Below are 22,733 nucleotides of genomic sequence, written 5' to 3' on the forward strand. Positions count from 1 at the left end.
GATGTTTGGCCGACACTGCTTTTTTCAAGGTCATCGCTAAAAATAACAAAGGAAACACCGATGTTTTCAAACTCAAAATCGCAGTTCTTGCGCAACCTTGCGTTCGCCAGCGCAGCATTAGTCCTAGCGGGTTGTACCACAACACCGACCACCACTCGGGTAGCGGAAACCACCGCGGCGCCACTTGCTGGTACCGCGCTTACCCTAGAACAAATGTACAGCACACGGGATTATTCGCCGCGCGGTGTACCCCCCACGCGTTGGCTCGCTGATGGCAGCGGCTACACCACGTTAGAAGCGGCTGAGGGCGCGGGACGTGACTTGGTCCGTTATCATCCAGAAACCCAGCAACGCACGGTTCTCGTTTCGGCTCAAGAACTGATGCCACGGGGCTGGGATGAACCTTTGGCGGTTGCTGATTACCATTGGTCGGAAGATGCTAGTAAGCTACTGATCTTCACCAATACCAAACGCTCTTGGCGCACCCATACCTTGGGCGATTACTGGGTGTTTGATTTAGCTTCACGGCAATTGAGCCAGCTCGGTACCTTTGCTGAGCCTTCGACTTTACAATTCGCCAAGTTCGACCCTGCCGGTACGCGCGTTGCATACGTGATGCAGAACAATATTTATGTTGAGCGCCTCAGCGACGGTAAGATCACTCAACTGACGACGGACGGCGATGACACCATCGTCAACGGTACTTTTGATTGGGTGAACGAAGAAGAATTCTTCCTGCGTGATGGGTTTCGCTGGAGCCCTGATGGTGAGAATATCGCGTATTGGCAGCTCGATACCGAAGGCACGCCGATCTTCACCATGATCAATAATACCGATACCTTGTATCCAACCCTGAAAACCTTCCCCTACCCAAAAGTTGGTGAAACCAATGCCGCGATGCGTATCGGCGTAATGCCTGCGGACGGTGGGGAGACCACCTGGATGAAAGTCCCCGGCGATCCGCGCCAGCATTATTTGGTGCGCATGCAATGGGCCGGTAATTCTGAGCAACTCTTCATTCAACAACTGACCCGTTCGCAAGCGGTGAATCGCGCCTTCTTGGCTAACGCGAACAATGGCGAAGTAGCAGAGGTCGTGCGCGAAACCACCGAAAGCTGGGCCGAATATGTCGACGACGTGCAGTTTATCGACAATGGTGATGCCTTTACCTGGTTAAGTGAACGCAGTGGCTTCCGCCATCTGTATCGTATCGATCGCGACAGTGGCCGCGCCACCGCAATTACCCGCGGCAACTGGGATGTAGTCGAAGTGCTGCAAATCAACGAGGAGCAAGGCTGGGTGTATTTTATTGCTTCGCCAGATACACCGCTAGAGCGTTATTTGCTGCGCGCTAGCCTTGACGGTAGTGGCAAACTTGAGCGCTTAACTCCGGCGCAAGCGGGCACCCATGGCTATCAGCTTTCGGCTGATGCTCAATATGCGGTGCACACCTACTCGAGTGCTGAGCAAGTGCCGCAAATCGACATGATTAGCTTGCCTGACCACCAACGCATCCGCATGATTCAAGACAATGCTGAAGTGCAAGCTCGTATTGACGACTTGGCCAAAGGTGAGTTTGAATTCTTTCAAGTCAACGCACGCGACGGCTTAGCGCTTGACGGCTTCTTGATGAAACCGGCCAACTTTGACCCGAACAAAGAATACCCGATTGTATTCTACGTTTACGGTGAACCTTGGGGCCAAACCGTCAGCAATAGTTGGGGCGGTGAGCGCTTCTTATGGCACACCTACCTTACCCAGCAGGGCTATATTGTCGCCTCGATCGATAACCGCGGTACCCGCTCGCCACGTGGTTACGACTGGCGCCGTTCGATTTACAAAAACCTGGGCGTAGTGACCGTTCGTGATCAATACGATGCGCTGCAAGCCATGCTTGAGCGCTGGTCCTTTATTGATGCAGATCGTGTTGCCATTTGGGGTCACAGTGGTGGCGGTTCGCAAACGTTGAACGCCTTGTTCCGCTATCCGGACGCTTATCACGTTGGTATCGCTTTGGCGCCAGTGCCTGACTTAACCTTGTATGACACTATTTACCAAGAGCGTTATTCAGGTTTACTGCCGGAAGCAGCGGAAAGTTACCGCGAGACTTCAGCGATTACCCACGCTGCGAACCTGCAAGGTGATTTGCTGTTGGTGCACGGTACTGGCGACGATAACGTGCATTTCCAAGGCTCAGAGCGCTTGGTCAACGAATTGGTTAAGCATGGTAAACAGTTCGAGTTCTTTGCTTACCCGAACCGGACGCACGGTATCAACGAAGGTGAAGGAACCACTTTGCACCTGCGTACCATGATGACTGACTTTTTACGCGAACACTTGCCACTTGGCGCGCAACCGCAGTAATTCAGTCACGATAATCGAGATAGGTTTCGTTCAGCACGGTCATGCCGTGCTGACGAAGCCACTTTTCCGCTGCTTGATAATCTTCAGAATGCTGTGCGACAAGTTGCCAAAAGCGCGTGCTATGGTTGAATTCTTGCAAGTGACACAACTCATGAATCACCACATTCCGCACCACCCACTCTGGCGCCAACCACAACTTCCACGAAAATTTAAGTTCGCCTTTGCGCGTGCAATGTCCCCATTTACTCGAGAAGTGACCGATACTCCAACACTGTGGGCGCAGCTCATGATCGTATGGCCACTCACTGGCAAAAAAAACATCCAACCAAGCCTGCGCTTGCTGTTGATACCATTTGCGGATCACACCGCGCGGTTCATTGTCTGGGTTGGCACGTGGCGTCACCGTTACTTGCAGACTATCGGCGACCCGGCGACAGCTTTTGCGAGTATGGGTTTGCACCACCAAAGTGAGTGGCTCGCCAAGCCAACGCAAACGCTCACCGGACTGCCAACGGCGCACCCTAAAGTCGGCAAGTTGCTGCTGTTGACGCGACAAATGCTTGTTGATCCAATCGTGTTTAGCCGCAACAAAGGCCTGAATGCGGCGCTCTGATAGATGCCACGGCGCCCTAATTTCAACTTGCCCGTCACGAATTTTGATCGCAAGCGTCCGTCTGCGCTTACTACGATAGATTGGGTAGATAGCTGTCATCGGTTATTTCCGCTCGCCTGAGACCTTGGTTGCATTGCAGACTGTAAGGTTTTAGGTAATCATACAGCCCACTTTATTTTTACTGTTAAGTTTATACAGATACGTTTTTCACAGATTAGCATGTAACAGGAGTACAACGCATGACTCGACATTACGATTATTTAGCGATTGGTGCCGGTAGTGGTGGCATTGCCTCAGCCAATCGCGCAGCCATTCGCGGCGCTAAAGCTGCAGTGATTGAAGCGAAAGCAGTGGGTGGCACCTGTGTCAATGTCGGCTGTGTTCCAAAAAAGGTCATGTGGTATGGCGCACACATCGCCGAAGCTCTGAAATATAGCGAAGCCTATGGCTTTAAGCTGGAACAAACTGGTTTCAGCTGGAAAACGCTGGTGGACAATCGCGAAGCCTATATTCAACGAATTCACGGCGGCTACCAGCGTGGCTTCGAAAGCAACGGTGTGGACTACATCGAAGGCTTTGCCCGCTTTGTTGATAAGAACACAGTTGAAGTGAACGGCGAGCACATTACCGCAGACCATATCACCATTGCTGTCGGTGCGCGCCCTATCATCCCAACCTGCGAAGGTGCCGAGTACGGTATTGATTCAGATGGTTTCTTCGCCTTAGAAGAACGCCCAAACAAAGCAGTAGTGGTCGGCGCCGGCTATATCGCTGTAGAAATTGCCGGCGTGCTCCATGCATTGGGCTCTGACGCGCATTTGTTAGTACGTCGTGACCGCCCATTACGCTATTTCGATGAGGACATCACCAATGCCCTACTCGAACGCTTAGCGCAAGACGGACCGACCTTACACACCCACGCGAGTGTTGCCAAAGTGGTTAAAAATGACGACGGTTTACTGACGGTACACACCGAAGGTGGTGACGTGATTGAAGGTGTTGATTGCTTGATCTGGGCCATCGGTCGCGAACCTGCAACCGATAAAATCAATCTGGAAGCAGCTGGTGTCGAAGCTGACCCTGTCGGTTTTATTCGCACCGACAAGTACCAAAACACCAATGTGAAAGGTATTTATGCGGTGGGCGATATCACTGGCGAAGCACAATTAACGCCGGTAGCGATCAAAGCTGGACGACTACTCGCCGAACGCCTGTTTAATCCAGAACTGCCAGACGCACATATGGATTACAGCCAAATCCCCACCATCGTCTTTAGCCATCCGCCGATTGGCACGGTCGGTCTGACAGAAGTCGAAGCGGTTGCTAAATATGGTGATGGCAATGTCAAAGTCTATCGCTCGAAATTCGCGGCCATGTACAATGCAGTCACGCCACATCGGGCTTTAAGCACCTTTAAACTGGTGTGTGTTGGCGACGAAGAAAAAGTGGTCGGGATGCATGGTATCGGTGAAGGTATGGACGAGATCTTACAAGGTTTTGCCGTGGCGATGAAAATGGGCGCAACCAAAGCAGACTTCGACGCTACTGTGGCATTGCACCCCACTAGCGCCGAAGAATTCGTTACCTTACGTTAATTACTCACTCGCAAGCTGAAAGGCCAGGGCAACCTTATGCCCTGCGCCAGCATGCTCTGGGTGGTAACGCCATTTCTGCAAAGCTGCTACCGCAGCCTCATCAAACACGCCTTGAGGCTGCGATTCCACAACTTCGACATCGCTGACTTTACCATCAGTGGTGATACTAAAGCTCAGTGTGACTTGTCCTTCGATGCCTTGCTCTGCAGCAGTTGTTGGGTAGCTAGGATTGATCCGAACAATCGGCGTAGCTTCACTTTGCTGACTGTTTGCGGCCATTACTGGCGCTTGCCATGCACCGACGACGGCCAAACTCACCAAAGTCGCGCAAACCATAGGCAAATAACGCAAGCGTTGTGGTTGTTTCAATAGTTGTATCCGTTCTTTCATAGTGTTGTATGCTCCATAGCGATAAAGATTGGGGTTGTACCGCGGCCCCAGTTGAGTCGTAGCCGCTACCTGTAATAACGCCTGCGCATAACTTGCCCGCTGTCTAGGTGCTGCATCAGCTAACACCTGGGCATCACAAGCGAGTTCTTGATCACGGCGGAATCTGCGGTAACACAACCAAGCTACTGGATGAAACCAAAAGACTGCACAAACAAAGTAAGCAAGTAAGTTGGCGCTGGTATCTGCGCGCAACCAATGCTGCTGCTCGTGCATTAGAATAAGATGACGTTGCTGTGCACTGAAACGTTGCGCAAAATCACGTGGTAGCAACAGCGTCGGCCGCAGAATCCCTGTCATTGCTGGACTCTCGCCTCGCGGCGTACGCACCACCCGCAAGCGTCCTAGCTGCCATTTTGGCTGCAACAGAGGCCAGCGAGACACCAACCAGGCCAATGCTAATGTCACGCCCACAAGCCAACTTACGACCAGCCAACTACTGTGATTTTGCATCGCCATTTGCTGTACTTGCTGCTGTGCTTCAACGACCCACAGCCAAGCAGCGCTGTTGACCTGTTGTTGCGGCCAGAAGTTTGCAAGAACCAGCAGCATGAGCGACATGGGTAGCACTAACCACAAGCTGTAGAGCGTGACTGCACCCAGTTGTTGCAACAGCCAACGATGGCTAACGAGTCGCAGCGTACCTATTACAGCGATGACAATAGTCCCGTTAAGTAGCCATTCAAGCATCGTTTTGCTCCTGCTCCAGTTGCGCCACCAAAGCCTTGAGTTCAGCAATATCATCTTTACTCAGCTGCTCAGCGGCGGCGAAGGTCGCGACTAAGGGCGTGACCTTGCCCGCGAACAAGCGCTGAACAAAGCTTTGTCCGGCATGCAATTGATAATCAGATTCGGCAATGGTGGGTTGGTAGAGGTAGGCGCGGCCCTGTTGCTCGAAACTTAAGGCTCCTTTTTGCACCAAACGATTGAGTAGCGTTTTGATAGTTTTGGCTTGCCAATCCTGCGTCTGTTGCAAACGCGTGACAATGTCAGCGGCAGGTAGCGGAGCTTCATGCCACAGCACTTTCATAACAGCCAATTCGGCATTGCTAATTTCAATCATAAGACACCTTTCGATTACGTTTGTAATCAAAAAGATTACACATGTAATCGAAGCTGTCAAATTTTACTTAGACTTTTTTCGTGGGACGCTCAGCGGCACGCGCGTCAATGGTGAGGGAAACGATGCGCGACAGATGGCTATAGGGCAGACCGGTTTCGTCATGCCATTGATTGAACCAGTGTTGCGCTTGCTGCAAACCTTTTTTACTCGTTGGCGAGGCCTCCAGCAACCGATGATTACGTAATGCGGTCACGACATCGCTGGATAAAATAAAGCCGTCCCAGCCAATGCGACGCAGGAAAAATTGCGGTGTTGCGCCAGCAAGCCGCGCACCATGTTCCTTGAAGTGCTGCAATAGACCGAATTGGTCGGCACTCGGCCATTGCGCCAAAAACTTACCAAAACTTCCGTGGCTCTCGCTCGCTTCGACAATCATGCGCGCATTCACCGGTACTGTTTCTATTTTTTGCCAATTGCGCACTATGCGCTGGTCATCGGCAAGCTGCTCAAGTCGCTCGGGCGGCACTTGCTGCCAGTACAGCGGTACGAAGCCGCTAAACGCCTCTTCAAAGCCCGGCCATTTCGCGTCAATGATGCGCCAAACAAAGCCCGCACGAAAAATGCCACGGGTGATTTCAGCTAGAAAAAAGGCATCTGATTGCTGCTCAAGCCAGCCTACGGGAGCCAACTTTGGCAGTCGTTCCTGCACTTCTTTTTCACCTTTGCGTGCTACGGCGCGGTCGTAAAAGTAACTAAATTTCATACTCTAGCCCCCGAATTTGGCATGACGAAAACTAGCGGCATACCAGTCTTTTATGCTATTTTTGCACGGTCTTTTTCTATTAGCGAGTTGCAATGCTTTTACTCATCGTTTTTGCTGTAATTGCCGTAGGCGTGTCCTTTCTGTGCTCGATACTTGAAGCGGCACTGTTATCGATTACGCCAAGTTATATCGCGCAGTTGAAATCCGACCGCCCCAAGTTACATCAGCAATTACAGAAGCTCAAAGATACTATTGATCGACCACTTGCTGCGATTCTCACACTTAATACGATTGCGCACACCGCGGGTGCTGCTGGGGTTGGCGCGCAAGTCGGCGTGGTATTTGGTGACGGCTACCTAGCGATTACGTCAGCAGTAATGACCGTGCTCATACTCGTGCTTTCTGAAATCATTCCAAAAACTATCGGCGCAAAATTTTGGCGTTCTTTGGCACCGGTGTTACCACCGCTGCTGAATTTTATGATCATCTCCTTAAAACCATTTATCTGGTTATCTGACCAAATCACTAAACGCATCGGTGGAAATGCACACGATATCGACATACGCTCAGAAATCAAAGCATTAGCCATTGTCGGTCACGAACAAGATGCCATCGATGATGACGAAAAGCGAGTGATTAGCAACATTTTGGATCTGCACGCGATTAAAGTGAGCAAAGCAATGACACCACGTATGGTGTGTGAAGCGGTACACCCAGATAGTACCGTTGCTGAGTTTCTGGAACAGGTCAAATCGATGCCTTATTCGCGCTTTCCGGTGATCGATCAAGACGAAGTGCCGCACGGCCTTATCTTGCGCAATGAAGCTTTAGAATCCCATCGCCACGAAAAAGTCAGCAATTTGCTGCGTGAAGTTGAAGTCGTCAGCCCCAGTATTGACCTTGAAAGCCTACTTACGCGCTTTCTGGAAACCCGTCAGCACATGGCAGTGGTGTTCGACGAACATGGCACTTGGATGGGGTTGATTACTCTTGAGGATATTATCGAAACTATTCTTGGTCAGCCTATTATGGATGAAACCGATACCATTCCGAGCCTGCGCCGCTATGCGAAACAGAGGTGGGGCAAAAGGATAAAAACTGAAGACGCTTAGTTATGCAGCATAGCGCATCGTTGCAATCAGAACATTCAGTCCGTCATCAGAGTACCCTGCTTCGTGCGGTACTCCGCATCATGCTGGTATTTTCATTGCTGATTGGTGCGCTCAATGTTTTCGTTTTTAATGCCTATTTAATTGCCAGCTTTAACTTTATCAGCTTTGCTGCCGCAGCTCTGCTGTTGCTGTATTTTAACGACGAGGCGAAGCTCAATAGAACGTCCTGGTTGGCTTGTTTAGCTGTCATTTTTAATGTAGTGATGTTTATCAATATCGCTGAAGGGCAGAACTACTCGGTGTTATGGGTGATGATTGTACCGCCGATTGTGTTTTTCCTGTTGGGCCGTCGCATGGGTGCGTTACTCAGTGCGCTGTTGTTTGCCTACACTGTCTATTTTATAGCGCAGCAAATTGACCGCCCCCAACCCGAAACTCTAGGGCTTGGCGCCGTGCTCAATGTGCTCGAAGTTTGCGTCGCTCTATGGTTTATTTACCGCTTTTACGAAGGCTCACGCGAAACCGCTTACCGCGAGCTTAAACTGCAATCGATTACCGACAAACTCACCTCCCTTTACAACCGCAGCCACCTTGATACTCTGCTTAGCGATTTGCAGGTACGCATGCAAAGCGGTGCCTTAAAACAAGCCTGTATCGTTATCATCGACATCGACCACTTCAAAGAAATCAACGATCAATTTGGTCATATTCAAGGGGATAAGATCTTACAAAACGCCGCACGCCAATTGCGTGAATTCACTCGAGAGCGCGCATTGATTGGTCGTTGGGGCGGTGAAGAGTTCTTATTAATCCTCCCGAATTTCACCCTCACAGAGGCACGCGATTATTGCGAACAATTACGTAAAGGCATCGCTGCAACCAAACACTTTCAAAATCTCACGCTGACCATGAGTTTTGGTGTCGCCGACTACAACCCGAATAAATCCATCGAACAGGCACTGATTCAAGCCGACCGTGCGCTTTATTGCGCCAAGGAAAACGGTCGCAATCGCGTTGAGCTAGCAACTGCATAAATTTTGTTACAAAGCAGTTCTGGGAATTACGCATAAATCATCCACTTCTGGTCCTCTTCGCTCTAAACTGCCAAGTACTTAAAACCGTTTAATACCTTTGCAAAATTAGGGAACAGACATGAAGAAACTCTTACTCAGTAGTGCGATTAGTCTCGCATTGCTCAGCGGTTGTGGTACTGCCACTACCGAAGCGCCAACAACTGCAGTTGAACAACCGGCACAACAGGCTGATGCGTCTACGGTAATCAAGTCTCCCAATGATGATCGCAGTTACAAGACCATTGTGTTGCCGAATCAACTTGAAGTGATGCTGATTTCCGATCCGAAAACGGAAAAATCAGCGGCATCCTTGAGTGTCGGGGTTGGTTTATTACAAGACCCAATGACGCAACAAGGGATGGCGCATTATCTTGAACACATGCTGTTCTTGGGTACCGAAAACTATCCTGATACCAAAGGTTACTCGACCTTTATGTCAGCCAATGGTGGGTCGCAAAATGCCTACACTTGGCTAGACATTACTAACTACATGTTCAGCGTGAACAACGATGCAGTAGACGAAGCATTAGCGCGCTTCTCTGACTTTTTCAAAGCACCGATGTTATATCCGGAATACACCGAGAAAGAAAAGAATGCAGTAAACGCCGAATGGTCAATGCGCCGCGAAATGGACTTTTTCGGTCAATTCAAACTGGCACGTAACTTACTCGGCGACCATCCTGCGAATCGTTTCTTAATTGGTAACCTTGAGTCGCTGGGCGATAAAGAAGGTAGTGAACTGCACCCCGAAACCGTGGCTTTTTATGAGCGCTATTATTCTGCCAATATTATGAAAGTCGCGATGATTGGTAATCAGTCGCTGGAAGAATTAGAGCAACTCGCGGTCAAACATTTTAGCTCGATTGAGAACAAAGAAATTGAAGAACCGACGGTCAGCACCGCTATCGATTTTGCTGAAGTGGGCGGTAAACGCATTCATTATGTGCCAAACCAGGACGTTAAACAGTTGCGCTTAGAGTTCATTATCGATGACAACAGCGAGCAATTTGCCGTCAAACCTAACGAATTTATTACTTACCTGATTGGCTCCGAGATGCCAGGCGCACCTGCCTACGAGTTAAAGAATTTAGGACTTATTTCAAGCCTTAATGCCTCAGCAAGCCCGACTTATTATGGTAACTACGGGACGCTACAAATCGAAGTGAATCTCACCGACGCAGGTATGCAGCAGCGCGAAATGATTACCTCAGCGTTGTTGCAGTACATAGACCTTATCAAACAACAAGGCGTTGACGAGAAGTACTACAGCGAAATTAAAACCAGCTTGGATAATCAGTTCCGCTTCTTAGAAAAATCTGATGAGTTTGGTTACGTGTCTAACTTGGCAGAAGCAATGCAGAATGTGCCTGCTAACATGGCGATCGCTGCGCCTTATCACTACGAGCGTTTCGACGCCGAAGCAATTAATGCTGTGCTTGATCAGCTCACGCCAGAGCGTCTACGGGTATGGTACGTAAGTAAGCAGGAGCCAAGTGACAGCGAGCTTTATTACTACGATGGCAAGTACCAAGTGGTGGATATCACCGCAGAAGAGCAAGCAAGCTGGAATGGTGAGTTACCGATTGCAATGAACTTACCAGCAGTGAACCGCATGCTGCCAGAAAACTTTGATATCGTAGCTGACGCGTCGCGCACAGCGCCGGAAGTTGTGGTAGAAACCGATGCCTTAACCGTATGGCACTACCCGTCACAAGAATTCGCCGACCAACCGCGCGGTGTGCTTGAAATCAGCATGAACAGTGCTGCGCCGTTACAATCGGTCGAGGCTGATGTGCTATTAGGCTTGTGGCGTGACCTTTATACCTTACAGAATAGTGCGCTCGCAACGGAAGCAGGTATTGCTGGTATGCAAATGCGCTTATCCTCTGGTACCGGCCTGTCACTCCGAGTGGGTGGTTTTACTGACAAACAACCACAATTGCTTGAGCGAGCACTCGATGGCTTAGCCATTAACGTTGAACCGCAAGCCTTTGCCCAAGCAGTTGATCGTATGGTTCGTGGTCTGCGCAACCAAGGTAAACAGTTCCCGTTCTACCAAGCGTTTGGCGCCTATAACCGCCTGCTACGCGAGGGGAATTATGACATCGACACCCTCATTGAGACTGCGCAAGGCTTGAGCGCTGACGATTTAACCGCGTTTATTCCTGAGTTTTTAGGTAGCAATCATGTGCGCGTCTTTGCTTTTGGCAACTACGACCAAGCCACCCTCACGACGGTTGCTGACGAGATCACACAGGCATTGCCAAGCGATCGCGAGGTGACCGACTATGTTCGTTCGGGTGCTTGGTTACCTGAAGCTGGTCAGCGCATTGTCGTGCAGCAAGATATTGAAGTTGCTGATGTCGGCATGGTTGATGCGCACATCAACCTAACGCCGGGCTTTGCCACGCAAGCCGCTGGTACTATCTTGCAAGAGCACTTAAGCACTATCGCCTTCGACCGCTTGCGTACAGAAGAGCAACTCGCCTATGCCGTCGGTGCTAGCAGCAGCAAACTCGAAGATTACACCGCATTCGTGCTGTACATCCAAACACCGGTGAAAGGTGTTGCGGATATGCAGCAGCGTTTTGATGACTTTAAAGTCGAGTATGAAGCCGAACTCAATGAGCTCAGCCAAGAAGAGTTTGAGCAGTTGAAAGCCAGTACTTTGGTAACCCTGAAAGAACCACCGAAGAACTTGCAGGACGAGATCGGCTCAATCATCGCCGATTGGTATCGTGAGAATTATGATTACGATAGCCGTCAACAGCTCATCACTGCGGTTGAAAATGTCACCCTTGAAGATGTGAAGCAGTTCTACTGGGATACGCTGCGCAACGATGAAGCGCCGCGTGTAAGCGTGCAAATGCGTGGTACCAAGTTCGCGGATCAACCTTTCGCTGACTTTGAGGGGCAAACACTGGTAGAAAGTCTAAGCGATTTTCATCAAACGATGAAGAAGCAGTAATTAACCCTCCTTCCTGTGTCGGGAGCAACGTTGGGAACAGTACTTTACTTGTTCCCAATCGCGCTCCCATTTTTTTCGCCAATTAAAAGGACGCTGACACACCGGACAGATTTTACTCGGTAAATTCGGTTTGCGATGTGCCATACCCACCCTTAATCGATACTGCTTGCGTCACGCGCCTTTTTACTCGGTTGTGCCGCAGGCTGCTTCACCGGCCGCGCTGGCTGTTGCCGCATGACCGGCTGCTGTTGCTTCATCTGCACTGGCTGACGGACGACAGGGGCAGGCTGCTGACGCATCACCGGCTCTTTGCGTTCGAATCGCGGCTGTTGTCGCACCACACGTGGTTCTGGTTTGGCGCGGACAGGCTGTTGGCGCATCACCGGCTCTTTGCGCTCGCGTTCATAGACTGGTTGCTGACGCACATCACCACGAACAGGCTTCTGCTCAACCTCACCCGCGTACTTACGGGTTGGCGTCTCGCTACGGCGCAGAATGGGTTGCGCTTCAGCTTCTAATAAGCGACGGCGAATTTCCACTTGCGGTGGGCGCTCACGCTCAACTGGTGCACCGACCACGCGATCATCGGGGTCACTATAGCGCGGCGGATTACGTACCAAGTCTGGGTGGCGGTAATCAACATTGCGACGGTGCCGCGGATCATGGCGCCAGCGTTCACCATCGCGTGGATGCGGCCGATAGCGACGGTCCCACCGATCACGACGATCACGACGATCACGTTCATAATAATGGTGATGATGCACCACGACATGGCGGCTCGGCCAATAAAAATCACTAAAGAAATACCAACTTGGTACGTGATACGAAAATGACCAACGAATGCCGGAGCCAATACTGACCGTTAAACCGGGACGTGACCAATACACCGGCATACTGTGATGCCACCAAGGTCCGTAGACATAGCGGGCATCGTATACGGGTACATAGACATATTCAGTGCGCACCGTTTCAATGCGAATTTGCTGCGGCTCGCGCACCACTTTGATGTCATCATCACCGCGCAAGTTACCGGCCACATACGCTCGGTCTCGGAGTAACTGAATACTGGCCAAAACATCTTCTTGCTGCGCGATAAAGGCTTCACCAACCGCTTGCGTCCATTCAAGGTCTTCACTCATGCGACGCACTACGTCGGGGGTTGCAACTAGAGCCTTGACACTCGGATCCCAAGCTTCTTCATCCGCAGCTGCCAATGCTTGCTCCGGTGACAGATGTTCACGTTCACTCAACCATCGCTCAGCTTGTACAACTTCCAAAGGGTAAGTCGCAGCAATCAGAATATGTGACAGTAAACTATCAGGATAGAGCGCAATGGGTGCCAACAAGCTATCAAGTTCAGCTTGCTCATAAGTACCATAATCTGCACTGGTGCGATGACGGTCAGGTTCGGCATGTGCAGTATTCATCGCTGTACAGCCAACTGAGCTTGCTAAAGCTAAGCCAATAACACTTAGCTGCAGCAGAGGCAGTTTTGCCTTGCGTGTGGATTTCATTATCAAGCCTCCGTTTGGCGGGTAGTCTGACTACCTGTACAAGTATAGACGGTCGCTACGGCTATTTCGTGACCAAGCCAATGTAAAGATGCCGAAAAGAAAACACCGCCAGTTGGCGGTGTTTCGTTTGGAGTTGCGATTGAATTACTGAATACCTAGCTCTTTCAGCAGGTTATCGGCATCATCCACATGTTGCATTTGCCACAACATGAAACGGCTGTCGACCTGAATCGAACGCGTATTATCAATATTGAAATCCCAGTCCGAAATAATCGAATCCAAGGTACCATCGAACGCTAAACCAACCAGTTCAGCGTTGCCATTCAATACTGCTGAGCCAGAGTTACCACCAGTAATATCAAGGGTGGCAAGGTAGTTCACCGGCACCGAGTCTAAGCTCTCTACGTAATAATCGCCGTAGTCTTTGGCGGCGATGGCATCCAGTTGCGCTTGTGGCGCATTGAACTCACCTTCACCCGTCGCTTTTTGCTGAATACCGCGCAGTGTCGTAAATGCCGTCCATGCAGTACCATCGTAGGTGCCGTGGTCGCGACCGGTAACGTTACCGTAGGTCACACGCAACGTACTGTTGGCATCTGGATACACAGCTTCGCCTTGCTCAAGCATAAAAGCAATTTTTGCACGCATGTAGTTCGCGTACGCTTGTTGAATTTGCCCAGCAAGCTCTTCTGCTTCATCTTCTTGTGCTTGCTGCTCTGGGTAGAGCTTCACTGCCGCTTGCACGAACACATCTTGATGGTCGGCAAACTGACTTGGCGTTGCGGCTAATAATTCATTGCGGGTATCCAGCTCAGTCAAAGCGGTATCCGCGTACCAGCTTTTAATCAATTCACGCAGCTCGGCGTCGCTCATTTGCGCTGCTAAACCCAATGCCGCATCGAACTCAGCATCGCGTTGCTCGGCTGGAACTCGCAAATAGTTTTTCAGATTGTAGAAATCCAATGCCATTTCGACTTCCGCATCGAAACTACGATCCATACCTGCTACATAAGCTTGATAACGCGGTAAATCACGCTCTTGATAGCCCACTTCGCGCTCAGCATCAGGTTTGGCTTGCTCTTGGCTCAGTTTGTACAAGACTTGTGCCATCCCCAACAGACGTGGGGTCGCCAACGAGCGATAATAGCTCTCACGGTCTTCGTCTTGGCTTTGCGCCAACAACTGCTCAATCGCTGCCAAATCTTCAGCATAAGCTTCGCGGTTGTCATCACTACTGTTCACCCAAGCACTCAAAGCTTCATGCTCGGCTTGCTTGCGTTCGAGCAAATCGGTGTTGGCATAACTGTCTAACATGCCTTGACGGTTCTTCAGATAGTTGTTTAAACCTGCAACACGACTTGCATATTTCAATTCTGCGTCTTTATTCTCGGCAGTTTGCTCAGCAATGATGGCCAGATTGTCCTGAAAACGCTCAACCAGTTGCGGATAGCTCCACTCAAAAGTGTTTTCTACTTCGCTTGGTAAACGGTGACGGTTAGTGCGTCCCGGATAGCCAATTGCCATCACAAAATCACCCTCGTTAAGCGGTTCTTGTGCAATTCTCAAGTGGAAATCTGGCTGATAAGGGACGTTGTCTTCTGAGAATTCTGCTGATTCACCTTCCGGGCTGACATACGCGCGATAAAACGCATAATCACCGGTATGGCGCGGCCACATCCAGTTATCTGTATCACCACCAAATTTACCAACACCTTCGGCTGGCGCGTGTACCAAACGCACATCTTTAATTTCTAGCTGCTTGATGAGGTAGTATTCCAAGCCACCGTAAAACGAAGAAACGCTGCAACGATGGCCAGCGTCTTGTTCACACTCGGCAACGATGGTTTTGTAGGCGTTTTCGATAGCATCGACTCGCGCCTTACCTTCGAGTTGCGCCGTCGCATCATCAATCACCCGATCAGTGACGTTTTCAACTGCCTTGGTCACATAGATGCGCGAGCCTGGCGATGCTGAAACTTCATCTTCAAGGCTTGTGGCAAGAAAGCCGTTCGCCAACAAGTCATTCTCAGGTGTAGAGTTATACGCGATGCTGCCGTACACACAGTGGTGATTGGTCACAACTAGGCCCTGCGGTGACACAAATGACGCCGAACAGCCGCCAAGGCTCACCACGGCACCCATCGGAAATTCTGTCAATTGGGTCAGTTCACTTGGATCAAGCTGCAAGCCAGCAGCTTTAAGCTTGTCAGCAATTTCCGGCAGCTGTTGTGGCATCCACATGCCTTCGTCGGCCGCAGCCATAGAGCTGAATAGGGCCAGCGCGATTAATGATTTTTTCATGTTAGGACTCGTTGTTAGAATAGTTTGATTACTGTTAACTAGGTTGCTTCATCATTGCTTTGTCGCGGCAAAAAGTCAACGCACTAGCAGCCCTAGCTCAAGGGCTTTCAGCACTGCACGCGTGCGGTCTTGCACGCCAAGCTTGGCAAGTACAGTGGACACTTGATTCTTCACGGTGCCGGTTGATTTGTGCAAGGCTTCAGCGATTTCTTGATTGCTAAGTCCAGCAGCCATCAATCGCAGTACCTCAAGCTCCTTGTCCGACAAGGGCTCAGCAAGTTCGCTGGTGTCGGAGTGCGGGGCTGTTTGCAAATCGATCAATAAGCGCTCGGTCAGACTTGGTTGCAACCAGGTGCCGCCATTCTGTAGACAGCGAATAGCTTCTACCAAGGTTTCCAACGAAACATCTTTTAACAAATATCCTTTAGCGCCAGCCCGAATTGCCGTCATGATGCTGTGATGATCGTCAAAGGTGGTCAGCATCAACACCGGAATGTCCATTTGCTTTTCGCGAAGCAACGCCAGAGCCTGTAAGCCATCGCACCGGGGCATGCGAATATCCATCAGCACCACATCAACCGTCTGTTCCAGCAGAAAATTTATGGCAACCTCGCCGTCCGCGGCAGTGCCAACGACTTCGATATCTTCTGCTAGCGCCAACAAGCTTTGTAAACCTTGGCGCACTAGCATTTGATCATCGACCAGCAACACCCGAATGGTCATAGCACCTCCAGCGGGATCGAACAGCGAATGCACATACCTTCACGGGTATCAATGTGGCATTCACCACCAACCGCAGCGAAGCGCTCGTACATGCCATGCAGACCATTGCCTTTGCTCAGCTCGGGCGCAACGTTCCCATTGTCGCGCAATTCCAACACCAAGCCACGATCGGCTTGGGTCATCAGAGCGATGGTCATTGCATTACCACGGGAATGGCGTAGGAAGTTTGTGACTCCCTCTTGCGCGGCCTTCACAATGGCATCGGCAATCTCCACATCGGTCACCTGTACCGTGCTATCCATCTGCAACGTAATAACGCGACCATCGATAGTGCCCGTGAGTGCATTGAGTGCTTCGCGAATGTCGAGCTGTTCGTTATCGCGCAGCTCCGCCACTGCTTCACGAACGTCTGCCAGTAGTAGTTTGGCAATGCGCTGACTTTCGCGCACCATTTGCTGTGCTTCTGCTGTTGATTTGCGCTCCGCCACCTGCAAATGAATACTCAAAGCGGTCAAGTGATGTCCCAATAAATCATGAATATTACGCGCGATCCGAGTCCGCTCTTGTTGCCGACTCGCTTCGCTAAGCAGCGCTTGCGTGGCACGGAGTTCGCGGTTGAGCTGTTGCTCGCGCGCACGACTCCGTTGTTCACGCAATTGGCTGGCAGTCATAGTAATCGCGAATAAATGAAACGCCCAAAATAACAAGGCTGACAACCAAGCATCGTCCATTTGCCAGCGCCACTGATAGATCGCACCAAATACGACAGAAGCAGCAAGAGCGACCAATGCCGCTTTACGCACCGTCATGAAAATAGGTAACTGCGCGCTCCACATGGTTAACAGAATTGCTAAGAAATTATAGGGTGTTAGCCAGAACAGTGGATAAATGAAGGCGAGCTGCAGGCATACCAGAAGCGTCCGGGTCTGCGGTTCGCGCTGGAAGGCTCGCTCACGGGTCGCCAGCGCAAACAACACAATGAAACCCAACAGCAGCGCCACGCTGATGAACCAACGCGGATCCCTTAAACCATTGGGCAAATCATCGGCGTACAGCCACAACACGATAACGCTGAGCAGACCCCAAGTAATGAGGCCTGCCCAACGTTCGATACTCACCGCTGCGGCATCCTCACGCATTACACCACGCCTTGCGCTATCATGGCGTCAGCAACCCGACGGAACCCGGCGATGTTCGCACCTAACGCAAGGTTTTTCGGTGCGTCAAATTCTTCCGCCGTACGCTTCGCATCTTGATAAATACGTTGCATGATGTCCTTCAATTTTTCATCCACTTCGTCACGACTCCAGCGGGTCATGCTCGAGTTCTGCGCCATTTCGAGCTGGCTGGTGGCAACCCCTCCAGCATTAGCGGCTTTGGCGGGACCAAACAGCACCTGTTGTTCGATCAACAAATCGATGGCTTTGTTGGTACATGGCATATTGGCGCCTTCAATTACAGCTTTTACACCATTCTCTAATAAACATTGGGCGTCTTGCTCGTTCAGCTCATTCTGGGTTGCACAGGGAAATGCTAAATCAGCTGTGTAACGCCAAATTTGTTGGCCATCTTCAGGATAGTCATCACTAGAGGTGTATTCAGCATCATCGTGGGTTTCTAGATATTCTTTCAAACGACCATTTCGCACTTGTTTGATCTCCTTCACCAAGTCGAGATCAATGCCGTTTTCATGATAAAGGGTGCCACTGGAGTCGGAACATGCGATGGGTTTAGCGCCTAGCTCGTAGAGTTTTTCCATGGTGTAAATGGCAACATTCCCCGAACCCGACACCAAACACTTCTTGTCTTCGAGCGTATCATCAGCGTCTTCAAGCATGTGTTGAGCGAAGTACACGCAACCATAACCCGTCGCTTCGACACGCAACGCAGAGCCACCCCAAAGTGTACTTTTACCGGTTAATACGCCATCGAAGCGATTGACGATACGCTTGTACTGTCCGAACATATAACCGATTTCGCGGGTACCAACGCCAATATCACCGGCTGGGACATCAGTGTTCGGTCCAATATGCCGATACAGCTCTGTCATAAACGCTTGGCAAAAACGCATAATTTCGCCGTCCGACTTACCTTTCGGATCGAAGTTGGCACCGCCCTTGCCACCGCCAATCGGCAAACCTGTCAGCGCATTCTTAAAAATTTGTTCAAAGCCAAGAAACTTTACGATGCTTGCGTTCACACTCGGATGAAACCGCAGACCGCCTTTGTAGGGACCTAAGGCCGAATTGAATTCAATACGATAGCCTTTGTTAACTTGTACTTTGCCATCATCATCAACCCAAGTGACGCGGAACATCAGTTGCCGCTCCGGTTCCAACATACGTTCGATAATCGAGTGCTGACGATATTTTGGGTTCTTTTCGAGCAGTGGTGCTAGCGATTCAAGGATTTCTTCAACTGCTTGGTAAAACTCAGTTTGTGCAGGGCTACTCTTACGTAATTGTTCAATACTGTCATGGATATAAGTCATTCGTCCTCCTTGTCGCTAGGGATACGCTTTCACTTTCTATTTTGACCACATTTGACCTACGCGTGGCTAGTTCTTTTTGCTATTTTGCTTAACTATTAGCCAAACTATAGTCGAGCTTCGGAGATTTTTATGTGTGGCCGAATGAATGTGATTGCAGCGCCGATTACGCAATACCTACAAGAGCAACTCGGGCTTGATTTTCAAACCATAGACAACAGTGATTTGCGCCCCACACAGCGCGTTGATGTCATCATGTCGAGTCATAAAGGCTTGCTTCAGGTGACGACTCACTGGGGGATTCAGCCCAAGTGGGCCAAGCATATTTTAATCAACGCGAAAATTGAGACTGCAGCACAGAAAGCTACTTTTAAACGTGCATATGCCGAATCGCGCTGTCTGATACCGGTGAGCGGTTGGTATGAATGGCGGCTGGAGAATGAGCGCAAACAAAAATATTTGTTTAGCGCGCGCAACCAGCAGCCATTGTTGATGGCAGGCATCGTTTTTAAGGGCGAACAAGGACCGGAACTCGTGACCTTTACTACGGCACCGACGCCAACCTGCGCGGCTTATCATGATCGCATGCCACTTATTATTCCAAGCCAGCACATCGACTATTGGTTTCACTCAACCCCAGCGCAACTCGATGCGGTTGCGCGGCACGTTGACGATGACGCAATTGAGATCATAAAGTGTTAACGATGAACGACACCGCACGAATTCATAGCAAACGAGATTGATGAAGTAACGCAAAAATGACAATAAGAAACGATTTTATTGAAGTCTATGACGATGCGCTTAGTCCCGAGCTTTGCCAACGCATGATTCAAACATTTGAGCAAAGTCCGCATTTGCAGCAAGGACGCACTGGCGGCGGTGTTGACCCGAGCAAAAAGCAGAGTACGGATCTGTATCTCAACCAGCACCCCGAGTATCAACCGTTACTGCAGGAAATTATTCAGGCGACCGAACGTTGTGCGATCGAGTATTTTAAAAAGTATCGCTTTGCCTTGATTGCTCCAGTTGCGCTGCAAGTTCAGCATCCCCAAACCGGTGAAGCCGTTGCGCTTACCCACGAAAACTTTGATGAAGTGGCAGCAGGGAACGAAGCGGCATACATGCGATTACTTTATCGCTTAGGCCCGATTCAGGCACAAAAATACCTGCGCGGACAAGGTAACTACAACTACTGGCACTGCGAAGTATTTCCGGAACAGCAGGGCTATGAAGCGTTGCACCGAACGCTTTTGTTTATGTTCTATCTAAATGATGTAGCCGAAGGTGGGACCACTGATTTTTATTATCAACAGCGCAGTATTCAGCCTAAACAAGGGCGCATGGTCATTGCGCCCGGCTATTTCACCCATACGCACCGCGGCTGCACACCGGTTTCGAATGATAAATACATTCTGACCAGTTGGATTCTCAGCAACCCCGGCGCACAGCTCTTTGGCTAAAATTAATCGTCACTGGTGTCGGGCAAAGCAATCCCTGTGCCATCGTGATCGCGCACTTGCACATTGACCTCGATCCCACTGCGTACACTTTGAGTGACCACACAAAAGTCCTCAAACTGCGCTAACACTCGGTCGAGTTTGTCTAAGTTGGCGGCACTGTTACCGAGTTTCAATTCGACATCCATACTGGTGACGCGCCAGCGCCCGTCGACCCGTTCCAGATGCCCTTGCACACTTGCGGTTACTTTGCCGGGATCGCCTTTGTACTTGCGAATGGCAAACATCAGACTCGCCGCGAGACAATTGGCGGTCGCGGCCGCTAATAAGCGACTAGGGTTGGGTCCTTCACCGCTACCTAAAGGCTCTGGCTCGTCCGTAATAATTTCACCAAACTCGCCAAAATCAATTGCGAACTTGTAGTTGTCGAGTAACTCAAGTTTTACCTCAAACGTCGGATTTTCCATGTGTTCCTCTCTGATATCTGCCATAATAATCGGCTCATTTTTGTCATCTATCGTATGCGCCAGGAGAATGCTTCTATGTCGAAGAATCCGCTGTACATTCCCTATGCTGGGCCAAACCTTCTTGAAACACCGTTACTCAACAAAGGTAGTGCGTTTACTCGAGAAGAGCGAGCCATGTTTAACCTCACCGGTTTACTGCCTCCGCGCTACGAAACCATCGAAGAGCAAGTCAAACGCTGCTACTTGCAATACTCAACCTTCGATACCGCGCTGAATAAACACATCTATCTGCGCGCCATTCAAGATAATAATGAAACGCTTTTCTACAGATTACTACAAGATAATCTCGAAGAAATGATGCCGATCATTTATACCCCAACGGTCGGTGATGCCTGCGAGCAATTTTCTGATATTTACCGCAGTTCACGTGGGTTGTTTATCTCATATGAAGAACGCGATCAGCTTGACGATATTTTGCGCAACGCCACCAAGCGCAAAGTAAAAGTCATTGTCGTCACCGACGGCGAGCGGATTTTGGGCCTCGGTGACCAAGGTATCGGCGGCATGGGCATTCCGATTGGTAAATTGAGCCTTTACACCGCGTGCGGCGGTATTAGCCCAGCTTACACCTTGCCAGTGTGCCTCGACGTTGGCACCAATAATGAAAAGCTTCTCAATGACCCGATGTATATGGGAGCGCGCCACAAGCGTATCGATCAAGCCAGCTACGATGAGTTTATTGAGAAATTCATGCATGCCGCGCGGCGCCGTTGGCCAGAAGCCTTGATTCAGTTCGAGGACTTTGCCCAACCCAATGCGATGCCAATTTTGCAGCGCTATCGTGATGACTTCTGCTGCTTTAATGACGATATTCAGGGCACTGCCGCCGTTACGGTAGGAACCCTTCTCGCCGCCTGCAAAGCCAAAGGTGTCGCCCTGAAAGATCAGCGCGTGGCATTCGTTGGCGCTGGTTCAGCTGGTTGTGGTATCGCCGAGCAGGTCATCGCCCAGATGGTCGCTGAAGGCCTTAGTGATACCGAAGCGCGCCAGCGTGTCTATATGGTAGATCGCTTCGGCTTGCTGACCGAGGGCATGGAAGGTTTACGCGATTTCCAACAAGCACTGGTGCAAACGCAAACAGACCTCGCTGACTGGCAGTACAGTGGCGAATACGCCTCGTTGTTGGACGTAATGCATTGCGGCAGACCTACCGTGCTGATTGGGGTTTCAGGGCAGCCTGGGTTGTTCACTGAACAAGTGATTCGTGCGATGCATAAGCACACGCCGCAACCGATTATTTTTCCGCTGTCGAATCCGTCACGGCAAATCGAGGCGCACCCTGCGCATGTTATTGAATGGACCGACGGTGACGCCATTGTCGCTACGGGCAGCCCTTATTCACCGGTCAAATATAACGGCAAGCGCTATCCGATTGCCCAGTGCAACAACAGTTACATCTTCCCGGGCATTGGCTTGGGTGTGTTAGCGGTGAAAGCGCGCATCATTAGTGACGAAATGTTGATGGCGGCAAGCAACACGCTTGCCGAAGCCTCACCGCGAGCAAATGGTGAAAGTGAAGCGATTCTGCCACCGCTCACTCAGGTCGCTGAACTGAGTAAACAAATTGCGTTTGCGGTGGGCAAGGTAGCACAGCAACAGGGGCATGCTCTGGAGATTAGTGATGAGATGCTGCGTGAACGCATTGAGAAGCACTTCTGGCGTCCTGAGTACCGCAACTACAAGCGCGTGAGTATTTAACTTTCCTTAACTGGCGCATTGCGTAAA

General features: G+C 50.4%; 19 protein-coding genes. 8 read left to right on the forward strand and 11 right to left on the reverse strand.

Annotated features, from left to right (window positions below; translation table 11 throughout):
- Positions 1-60 precede the first annotated feature (60 nt).
- Positions 61-2,364 carry a S9 family peptidase gene (locus ACJ8W9_RS09905; protein ID WP_411360972.1) on the forward strand — a complete coding sequence of 768 codons (2,304 nt, stop codon included), beginning with the start codon at positions 61-63 and terminating at the stop codon, positions 2,362-2,364.
- A 1-nt stretch (position 2,365) separates the two neighbouring features.
- Here ACJ8W9_RS09905 and ACJ8W9_RS09910 read toward each other — a convergent pair whose 3' ends face one another.
- A complete protein-coding gene (locus ACJ8W9_RS09910; RefSeq protein ID WP_411360973.1) occupies positions 2,366-3,076 on the reverse strand; it encodes a M48 family metallopeptidase in 711 nt (236 codons plus the stop codon).
- 140 nt (positions 3,077-3,216) lie between these two features.
- Here ACJ8W9_RS09910 and gorA point away from each other — a divergent pair, with 140 nt between their 5' ends.
- Positions 3,217-4,572: a glutathione-disulfide reductase gene (gene gorA, locus ACJ8W9_RS09915; RefSeq protein WP_411360974.1), complete on the forward strand. Its 1,356-nt coding sequence runs from the start codon at positions 3,217-3,219 to the stop codon at positions 4,570-4,572.
- Here the strand turns inward: gorA and ACJ8W9_RS09920 are convergent, their stop codons facing one another.
- The 3 genes from ACJ8W9_RS09920 to ACJ8W9_RS09930 all read right to left on the reverse strand — a co-directional run bounded on the left by ACJ8W9_RS09920 (position 4,573) and on the right by ACJ8W9_RS09930 (position 6,845).
- Positions 4,573-5,709 carry a TonB family protein gene (locus ACJ8W9_RS09920; RefSeq protein WP_411360975.1) on the reverse strand — a complete coding sequence of 379 codons (1,137 nt, stop codon included), beginning with the start codon at positions 5,707-5,709 and terminating at the stop codon, positions 4,573-4,575.
- Positions 5,702-6,082, reverse strand: a complete 381-nt coding sequence (locus ACJ8W9_RS09925; RefSeq protein WP_411359580.1) for a BlaI/MecI/CopY family transcriptional regulator — start codon at positions 6,080-6,082, stop codon at positions 5,702-5,704. The genes ACJ8W9_RS09920 and ACJ8W9_RS09925 overlap by 8 nt, the downstream gene beginning before the upstream one ends.
- A gap of 67 nt (positions 6,083-6,149) precedes the next feature.
- Entirely contained in the window at positions 6,150-6,845 is a 696-nt protein-coding gene (locus tag ACJ8W9_RS09930) for a DNA-3-methyladenine glycosylase I (RefSeq protein WP_411359579.1), read from the reverse strand.
- 92 nt (positions 6,846-6,937) lie between these two features.
- On the opposite strand from ACJ8W9_RS09930, the gene ACJ8W9_RS09935 reads away from it, so the two are divergent.
- From ACJ8W9_RS09935 to ACJ8W9_RS09945, 3 genes are all read left to right on the forward strand, one after another.
- The gene (locus ACJ8W9_RS09935; RefSeq protein ID WP_034730992.1) at positions 6,938-7,957 is read left to right on the forward strand and encodes a CNNM domain-containing protein; all 1,020 of its coding nucleotides are present in this window, start codon (positions 6,938-6,940) and stop codon (positions 7,955-7,957) included.
- Between the two features lie 2 nt (positions 7,958-7,959).
- Entirely contained in the window at positions 7,960-8,991 is a 1,032-nt protein-coding gene (locus ACJ8W9_RS09940) for a GGDEF domain-containing protein (RefSeq protein WP_411359578.1), read from the forward strand.
- 118 nt (positions 8,992-9,109) lie between these two features.
- The gene (locus ACJ8W9_RS09945) at positions 9,110-11,998 is read left to right on the forward strand and encodes an insulinase family protein (protein WP_411359577.1); all 2,889 of its coding nucleotides are present in this window, start codon (positions 9,110-9,112) and stop codon (positions 11,996-11,998) included.
- Here ACJ8W9_RS09945 and ACJ8W9_RS09950 read toward each other — a convergent pair whose 3' ends face one another.
- The 6 genes from ACJ8W9_RS09950 to gdhA all read right to left on the reverse strand — a co-directional run bounded on the left by ACJ8W9_RS09950 (position 11,999) and on the right by gdhA (position 19,027).
- Complete coding sequence (locus tag ACJ8W9_RS09950) at positions 11,999-12,142, reverse strand: DUF2256 domain-containing protein (RefSeq protein WP_411359576.1); 144 nt, start codon at positions 12,140-12,142, stop codon at positions 11,999-12,001. It lies immediately after the preceding gene.
- An 8-nt stretch (positions 12,143-12,150) separates the two neighbouring features.
- Entirely contained in the window at positions 12,151-13,512 is a 1,362-nt protein-coding gene (locus ACJ8W9_RS09955) for a DUF3300 domain-containing protein (RefSeq protein ID WP_411360976.1), read from the reverse strand.
- A gap of 144 nt (positions 13,513-13,656) precedes the next feature.
- A complete protein-coding gene (locus ACJ8W9_RS09960; protein ID WP_411360977.1) occupies positions 13,657-15,813 on the reverse strand; it encodes a S46 family peptidase in 2,157 nt (718 codons plus the stop codon).
- Between the two features lie 75 nt (positions 15,814-15,888).
- Complete coding sequence (locus tag ACJ8W9_RS09965; RefSeq protein ID WP_411360978.1) at positions 15,889-16,536, reverse strand: response regulator; 648 nt, start codon at positions 16,534-16,536, stop codon at positions 15,889-15,891.
- The gene (locus ACJ8W9_RS09970; protein ID WP_411359572.1) at positions 16,533-17,675 is read right to left on the reverse strand and encodes a histidine kinase; all 1,143 of its coding nucleotides are present in this window, start codon (positions 17,673-17,675) and stop codon (positions 16,533-16,535) included. The genes ACJ8W9_RS09965 and ACJ8W9_RS09970 overlap by 4 nt, the downstream gene beginning before the upstream one ends.
- Positions 17,675-19,027: an NADP-specific glutamate dehydrogenase gene (gdhA, locus tag ACJ8W9_RS09975; RefSeq protein ID WP_411359571.1), complete on the reverse strand. Its 1,353-nt coding sequence runs from the start codon at positions 19,025-19,027 to the stop codon at positions 17,675-17,677. The genes ACJ8W9_RS09970 and gdhA overlap by 1 nt, the downstream gene beginning before the upstream one ends.
- A gap of 129 nt (positions 19,028-19,156) precedes the next feature.
- On the opposite strand from gdhA, the gene ACJ8W9_RS09980 reads away from it, so the two are divergent.
- Positions 19,157-19,726: an SOS response-associated peptidase gene (locus tag ACJ8W9_RS09980; RefSeq protein ID WP_411360979.1), complete on the forward strand. Its 570-nt coding sequence runs from the start codon at positions 19,157-19,159 to the stop codon at positions 19,724-19,726.
- A 56-nt stretch (positions 19,727-19,782) separates the two neighbouring features.
- Positions 19,783-20,484, forward strand: coding sequence for a 2OG-Fe(II) oxygenase (locus ACJ8W9_RS09985; RefSeq protein ID WP_411360980.1), 702 nt, complete (start codon positions 19,783-19,785; stop codon positions 20,482-20,484).
- Between the two features lie 2 nt (positions 20,485-20,486).
- Here the strand turns inward: ACJ8W9_RS09985 and ACJ8W9_RS09990 are convergent, their stop codons facing one another.
- Positions 20,487-20,972 carry an OsmC family protein gene (locus ACJ8W9_RS09990; RefSeq protein WP_411359568.1) on the reverse strand — a complete coding sequence of 162 codons (486 nt, stop codon included), beginning with the start codon at positions 20,970-20,972 and terminating at the stop codon, positions 20,487-20,489.
- Positions 20,973-21,023: 51 nt separating this feature from the next.
- On the opposite strand from ACJ8W9_RS09990, the gene ACJ8W9_RS09995 reads away from it, so the two are divergent.
- Entirely contained in the window at positions 21,024-22,706 is a 1,683-nt protein-coding gene (locus ACJ8W9_RS09995) for an NAD-dependent malic enzyme (RefSeq protein ID WP_411360981.1), read from the forward strand.
- The last annotated feature ends 27 nt before the right edge of the window (positions 22,707-22,733 follow it).

The sequence above is a fragment of the Pseudidiomarina salilacus genome (assembly GCF_047323925.1).
Lineage (GTDB): Bacteria > Pseudomonadota > Gammaproteobacteria > Enterobacterales > Alteromonadaceae > Pseudidiomarina > Pseudidiomarina salilacus.